The 15427-nt window shown below is 70.4% G+C and carries 12 protein-coding genes and 2 tRNA genes; 4 read left to right on the top strand and 10 right to left on the bottom strand.

The features are described 5' to 3' along the window. Nucleotides 1–8: 8 nt before the first annotated feature. Complete coding sequence (locus tag ACIA8F_RS36825) at nt 9–644, top strand: vitamin K epoxide reductase family protein (protein WP_399385396.1); 636 nt, start codon at nt 9–11, stop codon at nt 642–644. An 89-nt stretch (nt 645–733) separates the two neighbouring features. Here the strand turns inward: ACIA8F_RS36825 and ACIA8F_RS36820 are convergent, their stop codons facing one another. Then, nucleotides 734–3355 carry a valine--tRNA ligase gene (locus tag ACIA8F_RS36820; RefSeq protein WP_399385395.1) on the bottom strand — a complete coding sequence of 874 codons (2622 nt, stop codon included), beginning with the start codon at nt 3353–3355 and terminating at the stop codon, nt 734–736. A 127-nt stretch (nt 3356–3482) separates the two neighbouring features. Here ACIA8F_RS36820 and ACIA8F_RS36815 point away from each other — a divergent pair, with 127 nt between their 5' ends. Next, nucleotides 3483–4445, top strand: coding sequence for a hypothetical protein (locus ACIA8F_RS36815; RefSeq protein ID WP_399385394.1), 963 nt, complete (start codon nt 3483–3485; stop codon nt 4443–4445). A gap of 73 nt (nt 4446–4518) precedes the next feature. Here ACIA8F_RS36815 and clpX read toward each other — a convergent pair whose 3' ends face one another. From clpX to ACIA8F_RS36790, 5 genes are all read right to left on the bottom strand, one after another. Further along, entirely contained in the window at nt 4519–5805 is a 1287-nt protein-coding gene (gene clpX, locus ACIA8F_RS36810; protein ID WP_250739478.1) for an ATP-dependent Clp protease ATP-binding subunit ClpX, read from the bottom strand. A gap of 153 nt (nt 5806–5958) precedes the next feature. Next, entirely contained in the window at nt 5959–6609 is a 651-nt protein-coding gene (locus ACIA8F_RS36805) for an ATP-dependent Clp protease proteolytic subunit (RefSeq protein ID WP_250739479.1), read from the bottom strand. Between the two features lie 107 nt (nt 6610–6716). Beyond that, the gene (locus ACIA8F_RS36800; RefSeq protein ID WP_399385393.1) at nt 6717–7334 is read right to left on the bottom strand and encodes an ATP-dependent Clp protease proteolytic subunit; all 618 of its coding nucleotides are present in this window, start codon (nt 7332–7334) and stop codon (nt 6717–6719) included. A gap of 431 nt (nt 7335–7765) precedes the next feature. Further along, entirely contained in the window at nt 7766–9160 is a 1395-nt protein-coding gene (gene tig, locus ACIA8F_RS36795; protein ID WP_399385392.1) for a trigger factor, read from the bottom strand. A 188-nt stretch (nt 9161–9348) separates the two neighbouring features. Then, nucleotides 9349–9425 (bottom strand) — tRNA-Pro (locus ACIA8F_RS36790). 156 nt (nt 9426–9581) lie between these two features. On the opposite strand from ACIA8F_RS36790, the gene ACIA8F_RS36785 reads away from it, so the two are divergent. Further along, nucleotides 9582–9652 (top strand) — tRNA-Gly (locus tag ACIA8F_RS36785). Between the two features lie 153 nt (nt 9653–9805). On the opposite strand, the gene ACIA8F_RS36780 is transcribed toward ACIA8F_RS36785, so the two are convergent. The 4 genes from ACIA8F_RS36780 to ACIA8F_RS36765 all read right to left on the bottom strand — a co-directional run bounded on the left by ACIA8F_RS36780 (nt 9806) and on the right by ACIA8F_RS36765 (nt 13984). Continuing rightward, nucleotides 9806–10000, bottom strand: a complete 195-nt coding sequence (locus ACIA8F_RS36780) for a hypothetical protein (protein WP_250739483.1) — start codon at nt 9998–10000, stop codon at nt 9806–9808. Between the two features lie 130 nt (nt 10001–10130). Beyond that, nucleotides 10131–10586 (bottom strand): HD domain-containing protein, encoded by a 456-nt coding sequence (locus ACIA8F_RS36775; RefSeq protein ID WP_399385391.1) that lies wholly within the window; start codon nt 10584–10586, stop codon nt 10131–10133. After that, the gene (locus tag ACIA8F_RS36770; protein WP_399385390.1) at nt 10583–12034 is read right to left on the bottom strand and encodes a pyridoxal phosphate-dependent decarboxylase family protein; all 1452 of its coding nucleotides are present in this window, start codon (nt 12032–12034) and stop codon (nt 10583–10585) included. Before ACIA8F_RS36770 ends, ACIA8F_RS36775 begins: the two co-directional genes overlap by 4 nt. Before the next feature lie 804 nt (nt 12035–12838). Further along, on the bottom strand, nt 12839–13984 hold the full coding sequence (locus ACIA8F_RS36765; protein ID WP_399385389.1) for a PP2C family protein-serine/threonine phosphatase: 1146 nt from the start codon (nt 13982–13984) through the stop codon (nt 12839–12841). A 116-nt stretch (nt 13985–14100) separates the two neighbouring features. Here ACIA8F_RS36765 and ACIA8F_RS36760 point away from each other — a divergent pair, with 116 nt between their 5' ends. After that, nucleotides 14101–15336 (top strand): GNAT family N-acetyltransferase, encoded by a 1236-nt coding sequence (locus ACIA8F_RS36760; RefSeq protein ID WP_399385388.1) that lies wholly within the window; start codon nt 14101–14103, stop codon nt 15334–15336. Nucleotides 15337–15427: the final 91 nt, after the last annotated feature.

Genomic DNA, 15427 nt, shown 5'->3' with positions numbered 1-15427 from the left:
TCGGGAGAATGACCACCCAAAGGGGAACGACCGCCCAAAGGGGAACGCCCACCGACCGGGGAACGAGCGCCCACCGGGGAACCACCACCCCGCGGGGCGTCACCACCCCCCGGGGCACCGCCCTCCTCCTGCTGATCGGCGGCCTCGTCGGCACCCTGGCCTCCGGGGTCCTCACGTACGACCGGATCCGCACCCTGGAGGACCCGCACTTCACCCCGGGCTGCAACCTCAACGCGGTGCTGAGCTGCGGCGACGTGATGACCACCTGGCAGGGCAACCTCCTCGGCTTCCCCAACATGCTGCTCGGCCTCGCCGGCTTCGCGGCCCTGGCCGGACTGGGCACGGCCCTGGTCGCCGGGGCGGTGCTCCCCCGGTGGCTGTGGCGCGGACTGTGGGCCGGGATCGCGGCCGGGTTCGCCTTCACGGTGTGGCTGATCAGCCAGTGCCTGTATGCGATCGGGGCCCTGTGCCCGTGGTGCATGGTCGTCTGGGCGGTGATGATCCCGCTGTTCTGGTACGTCACCCGCCACCTGGCCCCGGCGGGCTCCCGGCTGCGGGCGCTCCCCCACTGGGTGGTGCCGCTGGCCGCGTACGGCGTGGTCGCGGCGCTCATCCTGACGAGGTTCGGCGCACAGCTGCTGTGATGCCGGCCCCCTCGCGGGGAACACATACCGCGAAGGCCCCCACGTCGACCGACGGCGTGGGGGCCTTCGCTTGTGTCCTACGGGCGCCGTCAGGCGGCCGGCAGGGTGTCCAGCTGGGTCTTCAGCCGGGCGATGTCCGCCTCGGCCTTGCTCAGCCGGCCCTTGATCTTGTCCACGACGTTGTCGGGGGCCTTGGCGATGAACGCCTCGTTCCCCAGCTTCGCCTCGGCCTGCTGCTTCTCCTTCTCGGCGGCGGCCAGGTCCTTGCTCAGCCGCTTGCGCTCCGCCTCCACGTCGATGGTGCCCGACAGGTCGAGCGCGACGGTGGCGCCGGCGACCGGCAGGGTCGCGGTGGCGCTGAACGCCTCGCCCTCGGGCTGGAGCCGCAGCACCTGGCGGATGGCGGCCTCGTGGGCGGCCAGCGCGGTCGCGGACAGGTCCAGGCGGGCCGGGACCTTCTGCTTGTCGTCGAGGCCCTGCTCCTTGCGGAACCGGCGGACCTCGCGGACCAGGCTCTGGATGCCCTCGATCTCGGCCTTGGCGGCCGCGTCGCGGAAGCCGCTGTCCTTCGGCCATTCGGCGATCACGAGGGACTCGCCGCCGGTCAGCGTGGTCCACAGGGTCTCGGTGACGAAGGGGACCACCGGGTGGAGCAGCCGCAGCATGACGTCGAGGACCTCGCCGAGGACCCGGGCCGAGGCCTTGGCGGGCTCTCCGCCCGCGAAGAAGGTGGTCTTCGAGAGCTCGACGTACCAGTCGAAGACCTCGTCCCACGCGAAGTGGTAGAGGGCCTCGCTGAGCTTCGAGAACTGGTAGTCCTCGTAGAAGGCGTCGGCCTGCGCGACCGTCTCGTTCAGCCGGGACAGGATCCAGCGGTCGGTCGCCGACATCTCCTCGACCGACGGCAGGTCGCCCTCGATCGTGGCGCCGTTCATCATCGCGAAGCGGGTGGCGTTCCAGATCTTGTTGGCGAACTTGCTGGAGGCCTGGACCCAGTCCTCGCCGATCGGGACGTCGACACCCGGGTTGGCGCCGCGCGCCAGGGTGAAGCGGACCGCGTCGGAGCCGTACTTGTCCATCCAGTCCAGCGGGTTGACCGCGTTGCCGAAGGACTTCGACATCTTCTTGCCGCGCTCGTCGCGGACCATGCCGTGCAGGGCGATGGTGTGGAACGGCGGAGTGCCGTCCATCGCGTACAGGCCGAACATCATCATCCGGGCGACCCAGAAGAAGAGGATGTCGTAGCCGGTGACCAGGACGGCGTTCGGGTAGAACTTCGCCAGGCTGTCGGTCTGCTGCGGCCAGCCGAGCGTGGAGAACGGCCACAGGCCGGAGGAGAACCAGGTGTCCAGGACGTCCGTGTCCTGGGTCCAGCCCTCGCCGCTCGGCGGCTGCTCGTCGGGGCCGACGCAGACGATCTCGCCGTTCGGGCCGTACCAGACGGGGATGCGGTGGCCCCACCACAGCTGGCGGGAGATGCACCAGTCGTGGAGGTTGTCGACCCAGTCGAAGTAGCGCTTCTCCATCTCCTGGGGGTGGATCTTGACCTGGCCGTCGCGGACCGCGTCACCGGCGGCCTTGGCGAGCGGGCCGACCTTGACCCACCACTGGAGCGACAGGCGCGGCTCGATGGTGGTCTTGCAGCGCGAGCAGTGTCCGACGGAGTGCGTGTACGGGCGCTTCTCCGCGACGATCCGGCCCTCGGCGCGCAGCGCGGCGACGATGGCGGAACGGGCCTCCAGCCGGTCCAGGCCCTGGAAGGGGCCGTGGACGGTGATGACGGCGTGCTCGTCCATGACGGCGAGGTTGGGCAGGCCGTGGCGCTGGCCGATCTCGAAGTCGTTCGGGTCGTGCGCCGGGGTCACCTTGACGGCGCCGGTGCCGAACTCGGGGTCGACGTGCTGGTCGGCGACGACCGGGATGCGGCGGCCGGTGAGCGGCAGCTCGATCTCGGTGCCGACCAGGTGCGCGTAGCGCTCGTCGTCGGGGTGGACGGCGACGGCCGTGTCACCCAGCATCGTCTCGGCGCGGGTCGTCGCGACGACGATGGAGGCGTCGCCCTCGCCGTAGCGGATGGAGACGAGCTCGCCCTCGTCGTCCTGGTACTCGACCTCGATGTCGGAGATCGCGGTGAGACAGCGGGGGCACCAGTTGATGATGCGCTCGGCGCGGTAGATCAGCTCGTCGTCGTAGAGCTTCTTGAAGATGGTCTGGACGGCCTCGGACAGGCCCTCGTCCATGGTGAACCGCTCGCGCGACCAGTCGACGCCGTCGCCGAGGCGGCGCATCTGGCCGGAGATCTGCCCGCCGGACTCGCCCTTCCACTGCCAGACGCGCTCGACGAAGGCCTCGCGGCCCAGGTCGTGGCGGGACTTGCCCTCCTTGGCGAGCTCGCGCTCGACGACGTTCTGGGTCGCGATGCCGGCGTGGTCCATGCCGGGCTGCCACAGGGTCTCGTAGCCCTGCATGCGCTTGCGGCGGGTGATGGCGTCGATCAGCGTGTGCTCGAAGGCGTGCCCCAGGTGGAGGCTTCCGGTGACGTTCGGCGGCGGGATGACGATGGCGAAGGGGGGCTTGTCGCTCTTCTCGTCCGCCTCGAAGTACCCACGCTCTACCCAGCGCTCGTAGAGCTTCCCCTCTACATCGGCCGGCGCGTACGAAGTCGGCAGTTCGGAGTAGGGGCTGCTGGGTGTCTGCGTGTTCTCGGTCACGAGCCACAGTTTAGGGCCGTAACGGTCCGGTCATGAAACCGGGTTTCCGGGGGCCCGGGGCCTTGCGCCGCCCCGGCTTCCGCCAGGATGTGTGGGACGGATAAACAACCTCATGGGGGGACGCGGGATGAGCTACAACCAGCCGGGACCGTACGGGGGCCAGCAGCCGCAGCAGCCGGGGCCCTACGGACAGCAGCCGCAGCAGCCGGGACCGTACGGACAGCAGCCCGGCCCCTACGGCCAGCAGCCCGGCTACGGGTACCCGCAGCAGGCCCCCCAGGGCGTCCCGCAGCAGGGCTACCCGCAGCAGCAGCCGCCCGGCTACCCGCCCCAGCAGCAGGCCCCGTACGGCGGCTACCAGCAGCAGCCCCCGTACGGCGGGATGCCCCCGCAGCAGCCCCCGAAGAAGTCCAAGGCCGGCGTGATCATCGCGGTGGTCCTGGCGGTGGCCGTGATAGGCGGCGCCGGCTGGTACTTCACGCAGGGCGGCGGCGCCTCGGCCTCGATCTCCGCGGACACCAAGGGCTACAAGCTGGTGCCTCCGGCGGCGGTCGACGACTTCAAGAAGGACCCCAAGTACAAGGACACCCCCCTCACCGACAAGGACAAGACGGAAGCCGAGGCCGTCGGCGTGAAGAACCCCGCCAAGGTCTCGCAGCAGTACCAGTCCGGTGACCCGAGCAACCCGCTGGCGGCCAAGGCCCTGAACTTCTCCGGTCTCTACGGCGAGATCGCCGATCCGGAGAAGGCGGTCGACGCCTACTTCGCCACGGCCAAGCTCAACGCCAACAAGGACAAGTCCACCAAGGTGGAGCTGATCGGCAGTCCGGAGGCGGCGACCCCGGCGGGCTTCAAGGGCGCGGTGATGAAGTGCCAGGAGATGAAGTTCACCTCCACCGGCACGAGCACCACGGCCAAGGGACCGAAGGAGTTCACCCTGCCGGTCTGCATCTGGGGTGACTACAGCACCCTGAGCGTGGTCAGCGCGACCGACCTGACCTCGGTGCTGGCCGGCAAGCCGGGCTACACCCTGGACCAGACCGCGGAGCTCGCCGCGAAGCTCTACAACACGGCCCGCGTGAAGAAGTAGCAGCCCACGCGCACCACATGAGGAAGGGCGCCCCCGAACCGGGGGCGCCCTTCCTCGTGCTTGCCTGCGGCGGCTACGCCGACTTCTCGTGCGGGCCCTGGTCCTTCGGGACGATCCGCGGGACCAGCGTCGGGTTGACGTTGGAGCGGACCACGTCCGAGGTGATGACCACGCGGGCCACGTCCTTGCGGGACGGGACCTCGTACATCACCGACATCAGGACCTCTTCCATGATGGCGCGCAGGCCGCGCGCGCCGGTCTGGCGGAGGATCGCCTGGTCGGCGATGGCCTCGAGGGCCTCGCGCTCGAAGTCCAGCTCGACACCGTCGAGTTCGAACAGCCGCTGGTACTGCTTGACCAGGGCGTTGCGCGGCTCGATGAGGATCTGGAGCAGGGCCTCGCGGTCCAGGTTGTGCACCGAGGTGATGACGGGGAGACGGCCGATGAACTCGGGGATCATCCCGAACTTCACCAGGTCCTCCGGCATGACCTCCTGGAACTGGTTGCTCGCCTCGATCTCGCGCTTCGAGCGGATCGTCGCCCCGAAGCCGATGCCCTTGGCGCCGGCGCGGGACTCGATGATCCGCTCCAGGCCGGAGAAGGCGCCGCCCACGATGAACAGCACGTTCGTCGTGTCGATCTGGATGAACTCCTGGTGCGGGTGCTTGCGGCCGCCCTGCGGCGGCACGGAAGCGGTGGTGCCTTCCAGGATCTTCAGGAGGGCCTGCTGCACGCCCTCGCCGCTCACGTCGCGGGTGATCGACGGGTTCTCGCTCTTGCGGGCGACCTTGTCGATCTCGTCGATGTAGATGATCCCGGTTTCGGCCTTCTTGACGTCGTAGTCGGCCGCCTGGATCAGCTTGAGCAGGATGTTCTCGACGTCCTCGCCGACGTACCCGGCCTCCGTGAGCGCCGTCGCGTCCGCGATGGCGAACGGAACGTTGAGCATGCGGGCGAGCGTCTGGGCCAGCAGCGTCTTGCCCGAGCCCGTGGGGCCGAGCAGGAGGATGTTGGACTTCGCGAGCTCGATCGCGTCGTCACGGCCCGTCCCGCCGCCGTTCTCGCCGGCCTGGACGCGCTTGTAGTGGTTGTACACCGCGACGGAGAGCGCCTTCTTCGCCGGCTCCTGGCCGACGACGTAGCTCTCCAGGAACTCGTAGATCTCACGGGGCTTGGGAAGTTCTTCCCAGCGAACCTCGGAGGTCTCCGCGAGTTCCTCTTCGATGATCTCGTTGCAGAGGTCGATGCACTCGTCGCAGATGTACACACCGGGTCCCGCGATGAGCTTCTTCACCTGCTTCTGGCTCTTTCCGCAGAACGAGCACTTGAGCAGGTCGCCGCCGTCACCGATGCGTGCCACGAGGTGCTTCCCCTTCGCCTGGGAGACGCCTGGTTCAGCGCTCCTGGTGCCTCATATCCGACGGTACCTTGCCGGGGGCCCCGAGCGGGGCCCCCTTGACGTGGTTCACATCGCCCAATCCGGCGACATGCCCGCGCCAACTGGCGGCAAGGATCAGTTCGAAGTCTTACGGGTCGCCACGACCTGGTCGATCAGGCCGTACGCCAGCGCGTCCTGGGCCGTGAGGATCTTGTCGCGCTCGATGTCGTCGCGGATCTTCTCGATCGGGGTCGAGGAGTGCGTGGCCAGCATGGTCTCCAGCTGGTCGCGCATGCGCAGGATCTCGTTGGCCGCGATCTCCAGGTCGGAGAGCTGCTCGCGGCCGGTACCGCCCGAGGGCTGGTGGATCAGCACGCGGGCGTTCGGCAGCGCCATGCGCTTGCCGGGCGCACCGGCGGCGAGCAGGACCGCGGCGGCGGAGGCCGCCTGGCCCATGCAGACCGTCGAGATGTCCGGCTTCACGAACTGCATCGTGTCGTAGATCGCCGTCAGCGCGGTGAAGGAGCCGCCGGGGCTGTTGATGTAGAGGTAGATGTCGCGGTCCGGGTCCATCGACTCCAGGCACAGCAGCTGCGCCATGACGTCGTTGGCGGAGGCGTCGTCGATCTGCACGCCGAGGAAGATGATGCGCTCCTCGAAGAGCTTCGCGTACGGGTCGTACTCGCGCACGCCCTGCGAGGTGCGCTCGACGAAGCGCGGCACGACGTAGCGGTTGTCCACCGGCGCGCCGGTGTAGAGGCCGCTCGCGGGAGAAAGGTTGTTCATGTGCATCTGGGTGTTCACCGTCCTGGTGGCGTTCTGCGGGCTGAGGCTTGCCTGGTGCGGGCGGGCGTACGGGTCCCCGTACGGGATCCCGTACGCCGGGGCCGGGATCAGGCCCCGGTGCCACCGCCGCCGGGGACCAGCGATGCGGCGGAGATGATCTCGTCGATGAGGCCGTAGGCCTTGGCCTCTTCCGCGGTGTACCAGCGGTCGCGGTCACCGTCGCGGATGATCGTCTCCACGGTCTGGCCGGAGTGCTGGGCGGTGATCTCAGCCATGCGCTGCTTGGTGCGCAGCAGGTACTGGGCCTGGATCTTGATGTCCGAGGCGGTGCCGCCGATGCCGGCGGAGCCCTGGTGCATCAGGATGTCGGTGTTCGGGAGCGCGAAGCGCTTGCCCGCGGTGCCGCCGGTGAGCAGGAACTGGCCCATGGAGGCCGCCATGCCCATGCCGATGGTGACGACGTCGTTCGGGATGTACTGCATGGTGTCGTAGACCGCCATGCCGGCCGTCACCGAGCCACCGGGGCTGTTGATGTACAGGTAGATGTCCTTCTCCGGCTCGGCGGCCAGGAGCAGGAGCTGCGCGGTGATCTTGTTGGCGATGTCGTCGTCGACCTGCTGGCCGAGGAAGATGATGCGCTCGCCGAGCAGCCGGTTGTAGACATGGTCGCCGAGGCCGCCACCGATGGACGGCTCACCCGCGGCGTAAGGCTTCAGATTCGTCACGTATCCACCTGCTCGTCTCCGACGGCCATGTGCCGTCTCAGCGTCTCGTTCTGGGGCGCGGACCTGCCGTGCGGACGATGTCCGCCAGCGTCGGGTACTCCCGTGCCCTCGTATTCATGGACCCTAACGCGCAGCTACGACAACGCCATCCCGCTTCCCGAACTGTTCGCTCGGAGCGCAAGGTCAGAGGCCCCTCACGGAGGGTCCCGCACGGGGTCTCGCGGAGCTCGTCCGGAGGACATGCGGAAGGTGCGCGGGAGGCGCGCGGCGGGCATGCGGCGGGCATGCGGCAGGCGCGTGGGAGACACGCGCACGCCATGCGGAAGGCATGCGGAACGCGCCCCGCGGGAAGGCCGAAGGGCCCGGACGCGATGGCGTACGGGCCCTCCGGGCCGTGCTCTGGTACTGCTCAGCGGGGGTGACCCCTGGTGTTACTTGGCCTCGTCGGCAGCGATCTCGCCGTCGGCCTCGACCGCGTTCTCGATGGTCTCGGCGGCCTGCTCGAGCTCGTCCTCTTCGTCGGAGAGGTCGACGACCTCACCGTTGGTGTCGGTGACCTTGGCGGCCTCGACGACGGCCGCGAGGGCCTTGCCGCGGGCGACCTCGCCGACGAGCATCGGAACCTGGCCACCCTCGACGACGGCCTGGGCGAACTGGTCCGGGGACATGCCGGAGGAGGCGGCGCGACGCATGAGGTGCTCGGTGAGCTCCTCCTGGTTCACGTTCAGCTTCTCCTTGTTGACCAGCTCGTCGAGGACGAACTGGGTCTTGATGCCCTTGATCGCCTGCTCGGCGGTCTCGGCGTCGAACTCCTCGACCGTCTTGCCCTGGATCTCCAGGTACTTCTCGATGGTGAGGCCCATCTGGCCGAGCTGGTGGTGCTCGAGGTTGTGCTTGCGGGTCTGGACCTCGTCCGCGAGGAGCTTCTCGGGGATCGGGACCTCGACGAGCTCCAGCAGCTTCTCCAGGACGCGCTCCTGGGCCTGCGTGGCCTGGTCGTACTGCTTCATGTTCTCGAGGCGCTTGCGGCTGTCCGCCTTCAGCTCCTCCAGGGTGTCGAACTCGCTCGCCATGCCGGCGAACTCGTCGTCCAGCTCCGGCAGCTCACGGGCGGAGACCTTGGTGACCTTGACGGTGACCTCGGCGTCCTTGCCCTCGGCGGAGCCGCCCTTCAGCTGGGAGGTGAAGGTGGCCTCGCCACCGGCCTCCAGGCCCTTGACGGCCTCGTCGATGCCTTCGAGAAGCTCACCCGAGCCGATGGTGTAGGAGACGTCCTGGGCGACACCGTCCTCCAGCACCTCGCCGTCGACCTTGGCCTCGAGGTCGATGGTGACGACGTCGCCGTCCTCGGCCGCGCGCTCGACGTCCTTGGTGGACGCGAAACGGCCGCGCAGCTGCTCGACCGACTTCTCGACGTCCTCGTCCGAGACCTCGACGGCGTCCACGGTGACCTCGATGCCGGAGTAGTCCGGGATCTCGATCGCGGGACGGATGTCGACCTCGGCGGTGAAGGCCAGCAGCTCGCCGTCCTTCAGCTCCGTGATGTCGACGTCGGGCTGGCCCAGCGGGTTCAGGTCGGCCTCGTTGACGGCCTCGGTGTAGAACTTCGGGAGGGCGTCGTTGACGGCCTCCTCCAGCACCGCACCGCGGCCGAAGCGCTGGTCGATGACGCGGGCCGGGATCTTGCCCTTGCGGAAGCCCTTCACCGTGACCTGCTGGTTGATCTTCTTGTAGGCCGCGTCGAGGCTGTCCTTGAGCTCCTCGAAGGGCACCTCAACAGTGAGCCGAACCCGAGTCGGGTTCAGGGTCTCCACGGCGCTCTTCACGGTTCGGTCTCCTTGTGGCTGACTGCTGGGGGTCTCTGCTCATCGCCGCGGTCTAGCGGTTCTCAGCGGATCGGGCCCGGTACATCAGACACACGGGCACGCAGCTTGCATAGTAGCCGCAAGCGGCAATCAGCCCACAACGCGATCATCGACGCGGTCCCGGAGTAGGGATCGCGCGGTCCTCATGCTGGTCGGGGTGGCCGGATTCGAACCGACGACCTTCCGCTCCCAAAGCGGACGCGCTACCAAGCTGCGCCACACCCCGTCGGTGCGACACGTAGGGTACATGCCCGAGGACCCTCCGCCGCGCGAAGTTTCGGCGAAAACCCCACGCGGGCACGAAATGCGGTGTGCGATCCCCCTCGGGAACCCGCTAGGATGCTGTTCGTGCCGCGGTCCCCGGACCTGCGTCGCACGTACTGCGGGTGTAGCTCAATGGTAGAGCACTAGTCTTCCAAACTAGCTACGCGGGTTCGATTCCCGTCACCCGCTCAGAGACGCAAAGGGCCAGGTCAGAGGATGTTTCCTCGATCTGGCCCTTCGTCGTTCCCGGGGGCGCTGAGGGTCGCCTGCGTGGCTTCCCGGCCGTCGGACAGGGACCGGCGAGGCCGGGGCCGTGGTCGGCGTGGGCCCCGGGACGGGTCGTCAGAGTTTGATGCCGGCGATGGTGTCCGCGAGGGAGTTCAGGAAGCGGTTCACGTCCGGGGCGATGGAGCTCGAGGCGAGGAAGAAGCCGAAGAGGACCGCGACGATCGCGGGGCCGGCCTTGAGGTGGCCTCCGCGGACGAGCACCACCAGGATGATCGCCAACAGGACTACCACTGAGAGCGAAATGGCCACTTCTGATCACACCTTCGGTCGTCCCCTGGTCGGCCCGGGGCGCGGCCGTGCGCGCCCCCACATGCTCCATCCTCCCACCAACGTGCCCCGGCTATCCGTCTCGTGACGAAGTGACGGTGACGCTTTTCCGTCAGGGGGCGCTCAGACCGAGGAGGGAGCGGACATAGGTGTACTTCACGGACAGCCTGTCACGGGTGGCGGCGTCGAGGACCGCGAGGCGGGCGGGATCCGTGTTGTGGGCCAGGTCGGCTTCCTTGACCAGGAGGGCGCCGGGGGTGGCGAGGATGCGGGCCGTGTAGGACTCGACCGGTTCGCCGGGGCGTTTGGTGACGGCCAGGATCATGTCCTTGACCGGTTGGGGGAGTTCGGACGCTTCCAGCCAGGCCTCGGTGAGGGCCTCGTCCTCGATCGCGTCGTGGAGCCAGGCCGCGGCCTGCTGTTCGGTGGTGCCGCCGCGGGTGCGGACGCCCTCGGCGACGGCGGCGAGGTGTTCGGCGTACGGACGGCCGGACTTGTCCGTCTGGCCTTCGTGCGCGGCGCGGGCGAGGGCCTCGACCTCGATGAGGGTGAGGGGGCTGTTGCTCATCCGAGCTCCTTCGCTGCTGCGTGGAGGGCCTGCGCGATCCGGCGTACATCTGCGTGTGTGGTGCGCCAGTTGGAGAACGCGGCGCGCAGGGCAGGGGTTCCCGCGTAGGTCGTGGGGGTGACGAAGACCTCCGGGCCGGCCGCTTCGCGCAGCGCCGTCAGGCGGGCCGGGGTGGGGGTGTGGGGGTGGGTGTGGGCGAGTGTGAAGCAGACGACGTTCAGGCGGACCGGGGCCAGGACCGTGAAGTACGGGTCCGCGGTGAGGGATTCGCCGAGGGCGCGGGCGCAGGCGATGTCCCGTTCCACGATCTCGCGGTGGCCCTCGCGGCCGTAGGCGCGCAGCGTGAACCAGGCGGCGAGGGCGCGCAGCCGGTGGGAGTTCTCCGGGGTGAGGTGCACCAGGTCGGGTTCGGCGGAGAGGGGGCCGAGGTAGGTGGCGGCGTTCTGGAAGACGCGGGCCTGGAGGTCGCGGCGGCGGGTGAACTGGACGGCGCTGTCGTAGGGAACGTTGAGCCACTTGTGCAGGTCGACGCAGAGCGAGTCGGAGGCGTCCAGGCCGTCGGTGAGGTGGGCGTGGGCCGGCGAGAGCGCGGCGAACGCACCGAAGGCGGCGTCCGTGTGCAGCCAGAAGTCGTGGCGTTCGCGGAGGGCGGCGATGGCGCGGAGGTCGTCGAAGTCCACGGTGTTGACGGTGCCGGCGTTGGCGACGACCACGGCGGGCCGGCCGGGCGCGTCGGCGAGGGCGCGGTCCAGGGCGGCCGGATCGACGGCCTCGCGGCCGGGCAGGGTCGGTACGGGGACCAGGGCGGCGCGGCCGAGTCCGAGGAGGGACAGGGCCTTGGCGATGGAGGAATGCGGGGCGCCCGACAGGACGCGGACCGGGCCGAGCGCGGCCGCGCCGTCCTCCGCCGGGGAGACGCCGAGGCGTTCGCCGAGCCACTCGCGGGCGATGGCCAGGCCGGTGGCGTTGGACATCGTCGCGCCGCTGACGAAGGTGCCGGTGTGGGCGGCGGAGAGGCCGAAGAGCTCGCGGAGCCAGGTGACGGTTTCGCGTTCGAGGTCCTGGCCTCCGGCGTCCAGGGCGGAGTTGGAGTTCTGGTCGTGGACCGCGGTGAGCCAGTCGCCCACGAGGGCGGCGGGGGTGGCGCCGCCGGTGACGAAGCCGAGGTAGCGGGGGCCGGCGGAGGCCGACAGGCGCGGCGCCCAGCGCTCCGCGAAGGCTGCGAGGGTGGTGTGGGTGCCGGTGCCGTGTTCTGGGAGCGGTGGGGTGGGCTCCGCCGGGTGGGGGGTCGGGGCCGGGGCCGGTGGCTGTGCGTGTGCGTGTGCGTGTGTCCGTGCTGGTACGACGGGGCGTGCGTCGAGGGCTGCGAGGGTTGCGGCGGCGGTGGCGCGGGTGGCGTCGAGGAGCTCGGGGAGGCGGGCCAGGTCGGCGGCGAGGGTGCGGTCCATGGGGGCACGGTAGGGGGCGCCCCGGGGGCGGTGGACCGGCCAATCGGAGGTGAGTGGTCGGTGCTGGGGCGGCGGTGCGGGGGCGGCGGTGCCGCCTGGGGCCGGCCGGGCGCCTGCGTTGGCACGCGGGGTGCGGCCCTGCGGGGCGGAGTCCCCTACCCGCCCTTCCACCGTTCCCCGGGCGCTGCCCGGACCCCGCGCCTCAAACGCCGGCGGGGCTGAGGGGGTCCCCGGGCGCTGCCCGGAGCCCGGTCCTCAAGCGCCGGACGGGCTGGGGAGGGGTACCGGGCTTCGCCCGGACCCCTTCTGGGGCTCCGGCCCCAGACCCCGGTCCTCAAACGCCGGACGGCTGGATTCGCTGCGCCCAGACCCCACCTGACGCACCGGACAGCTGGATTCGCCGCATCCGGACCCCACCTGAGGCGCCGGACGCCTGGATTCGCTGCGCCCAGACCCCACCTGACGCACCGGACGGCCGAAATTGACCGGGTGCGCTGGACGTGTCCGACGGGCGGTCTCAGCGACGCCTGCCCACATCCAGCACCTCCGGCGTTTGAGGAGCGGGGGTCCGGGGGCAACGCCTCCGTACCCGGCAACGGGTCCGGGGCGGAGCCCCGGGGAACGGGCGAAGGGTGGGTAGGGGACCCCGGCCCCGCAGAGCGCACCTACCAGCCGCACCCGCCCACCGGACCCCGCGCCGGGACGGCCATGGCACCAGCCCCGACCAGCCACCGCCGGACGGAGTCCGGCGCAGCGACGCGAAGCCCGGGAGGCCCGCCAGGGCCGAGCGGTGCGAGCGGAGCGTTAGAAGGGGTGGCGGCGGATCAGGAGGAGGGCTCGGTCGTCGTTGACGTCCTTGGCCACCTTTTCGATCAGGTGCCAGGCCGCGCCCTCCCAGCCCGCGCCGACGTAGCGGTCGGCTTCGCCCGTCAGGCGGTCGATGCCTTCGCTGAGGTCGCGGTCGGCGGTTTCGACCAGGCCGTCGGTGAAGAGCATCAGGACGTCGCCGGGGCGGAGGTTGCCGCGGGCGGGAGTGAACTCGGCGCCGTCGTAGACGCCGAGGAGCGGGCCTTCGCCGGTCTTTTCCTGCCAGCGGCCGGTGCCCGCGGAGAGCTGGAGGGCGGGCAGGTGGCCGGCGGAGAGGAGTTCGTAGTCGCCGGTCTCCAGGTCCAGGACGAGGTGGATGGAGGTGGCGAAGCCCTCGTCCCAGTCCTGGCGGAGGAGGTAGCCGTTGGCGGCGGGCAGGAAGCCGTGCGGGGGGAGGGCTCCGAGGAGGCCGCCGAAGGCGCCCGAGAGGAGGAGGGCGCGGGAGCCCGCTTCCATGCCCTTGCCGGAGACGTCGGTCAGGACGATCTCCAGGGTGCGGCCGCCGTTGGTGCGGGCGGCGACGACGAAGTCGCCGGAGAAGGACTGTCCGCCGGCCGGGCGCAGGGCCATCTCCCGGTGCCAGCCGCGCGGCAGGGCGGGCAGCTTGCTCTGGACCCGGATGCGTTCGCGCAGGTCGAAGAGCATGGTGCCGCCGCGCCGCCAGGGCACACCGACGCGGCTGCGGAACTGGGCGATGACCAGGCCGAAGAATCCGCAGGCGGCGACGACGAGGACGGTGCCGGGGGTGACCCGTGCCGGGCCCTGTGTGTAGGGGCCGAGGACGAGGGCTTCGACGATGAGGGCGGCCGCGGAGGCCGCGTACAGGGCGAGCAGGCTGGCGGGGCGCAGGAGCAGGCCGCCGGCCACGATCGGCAGGACGAGCGCGGCGGGCGAGAACCAGACGGGCATCATCAGCGTGCCGCAGGCGATGGCCGGAATGGTCAGGAGCAGGCCGCCGAAGGCCAGCCAGTCGGAGGCGTCGCCGCGGAAGTAGTCGACGGCGGATTTGCGCAGCGCCGTGCGCGCCCGGTGCCACGCCATGCGGGACCGGGCCAGGAGGGACTCCACGTGTGCTCCGGCCATTGCTTCGGGACCCTATCCATCATGGCTGTGTGCGCGCAGGGGTACCCCCGGAGATGGGCCCATCGGCGACCGAAAAGAGATCGACCGGGACGGATTGCCCTGATAGGGATGGCCGTATGCCTCTTGAGACGCGCGTATTGCAGCCGGATGAGTGGGATGTCTGGTACGACCAGTTGGAACTGGCGTTCGGCGGGGTGCCCGAGTCCCCCGAGGAGCGGGAGCTCTACCGGTCGCTGACGGAGACGGAGCGTTCCCTCGGCGTCTGGGACGGCGGGAGCTGCGTGGCCACGGCCGGAGCCTTCTCCTTCCGGCTTTCGGTGCCGGGCGGGGCGCTCGTCCCGGCCGCCGGGGTCACGATGGTGGGCGTCTCCCCCACCCACCGCAGGCGGGGCGTGCTCACCTCGCTGATGCGGCGCCAATTGGACGACGTCCGGGCGGGTGGTGAACCGATCGCCGTGCTGACGGCATCGGATCCGGCCATCTACGGGCGCTTCGGCTACGGCACCGCCGCGTACTCGCTGTCCGTGGAGATCGACAAGTCCCGCGTACGGCTCTCCGTGCCGCCGGGGACCGATGACGTACGGCTGCGGCTGGTCGATCCGCGCAAGGCCCTGGCCGACTGCGAGCGGGTGTACGCGGCGCTGCTCGCGGGCCGTCCCGGGATGCCGGCCCGGCAGCCGGGCTGGGAGCTGCAGGCGCTGCTGGACCCGGAGGCGACGCGCAACGGCGCCTCTCCCCTGAAGTGCGTGGTCGCCGAGCGGGCGGACGGCGAGGTGGCCGGGTACGCCCGCTACCGGGTGCGGCCCGAGTGGGACCTGACCGGCTCGGACGGCCGGGTGGACGTGTCGGACCTCGATGCGCTGGACCCCGCGGCCTACGCGGCGCTGTGGCGTTACGTGTGCTCCATCGACCTGACCTGGACCGTACGGGCCGTCAAGCGGCCGGCGGACGATGCGGTGCTGCACCTGGTCACCGATGTCCGGCGGACGCAGGCACGGCTGCGCGACTCGATGCACGTACGGCTCGTGGACCTGCCCGCGGCGCTGGCCGCGCGGGCCTACGGGGCTCCGCTGGAGGCGGTGCTGGAGGTGGAGGACGCCTTCTGCCCGTGGAACGCGGGGCGTTGGCGGCTGGCCGTCGGGGCGGACGGGTCCGCGCTCTGCACCCGGACGGAGGACCCGGCGGACCTGGAGCTGTCGGTACGGGAGCTCGGCGCGGCCTACCTGGGCGGGGTCACCCTGAACTCGCTGGGCGCGGCCGGTCTGGTCCGCGAGCTGCGGCCGGGCGCGCTGGCCCGCGCCTCGCGCGCCTTCGCGGGCGACGTGGCCCCCTGGCTGCCGCACGGGTTCTAGGGGGTGTCTTGTCGATCGGGCCGGATCAGGGAGCGGGGTCTGGTGCCGTGGATCGCAAGGCGGAGGAGGGAGTCGACGCGAATGGGGTCTC

The sequence above is a fragment of the Streptomyces sp. NPDC051563 genome, assembly GCF_044454225.1.
Taxonomy (GTDB): domain Bacteria; phylum Actinomycetota; class Actinomycetes; order Streptomycetales; family Streptomycetaceae; genus Streptomyces.
This window is presented reverse-complemented; position numbering and strand designations above follow the sequence as displayed.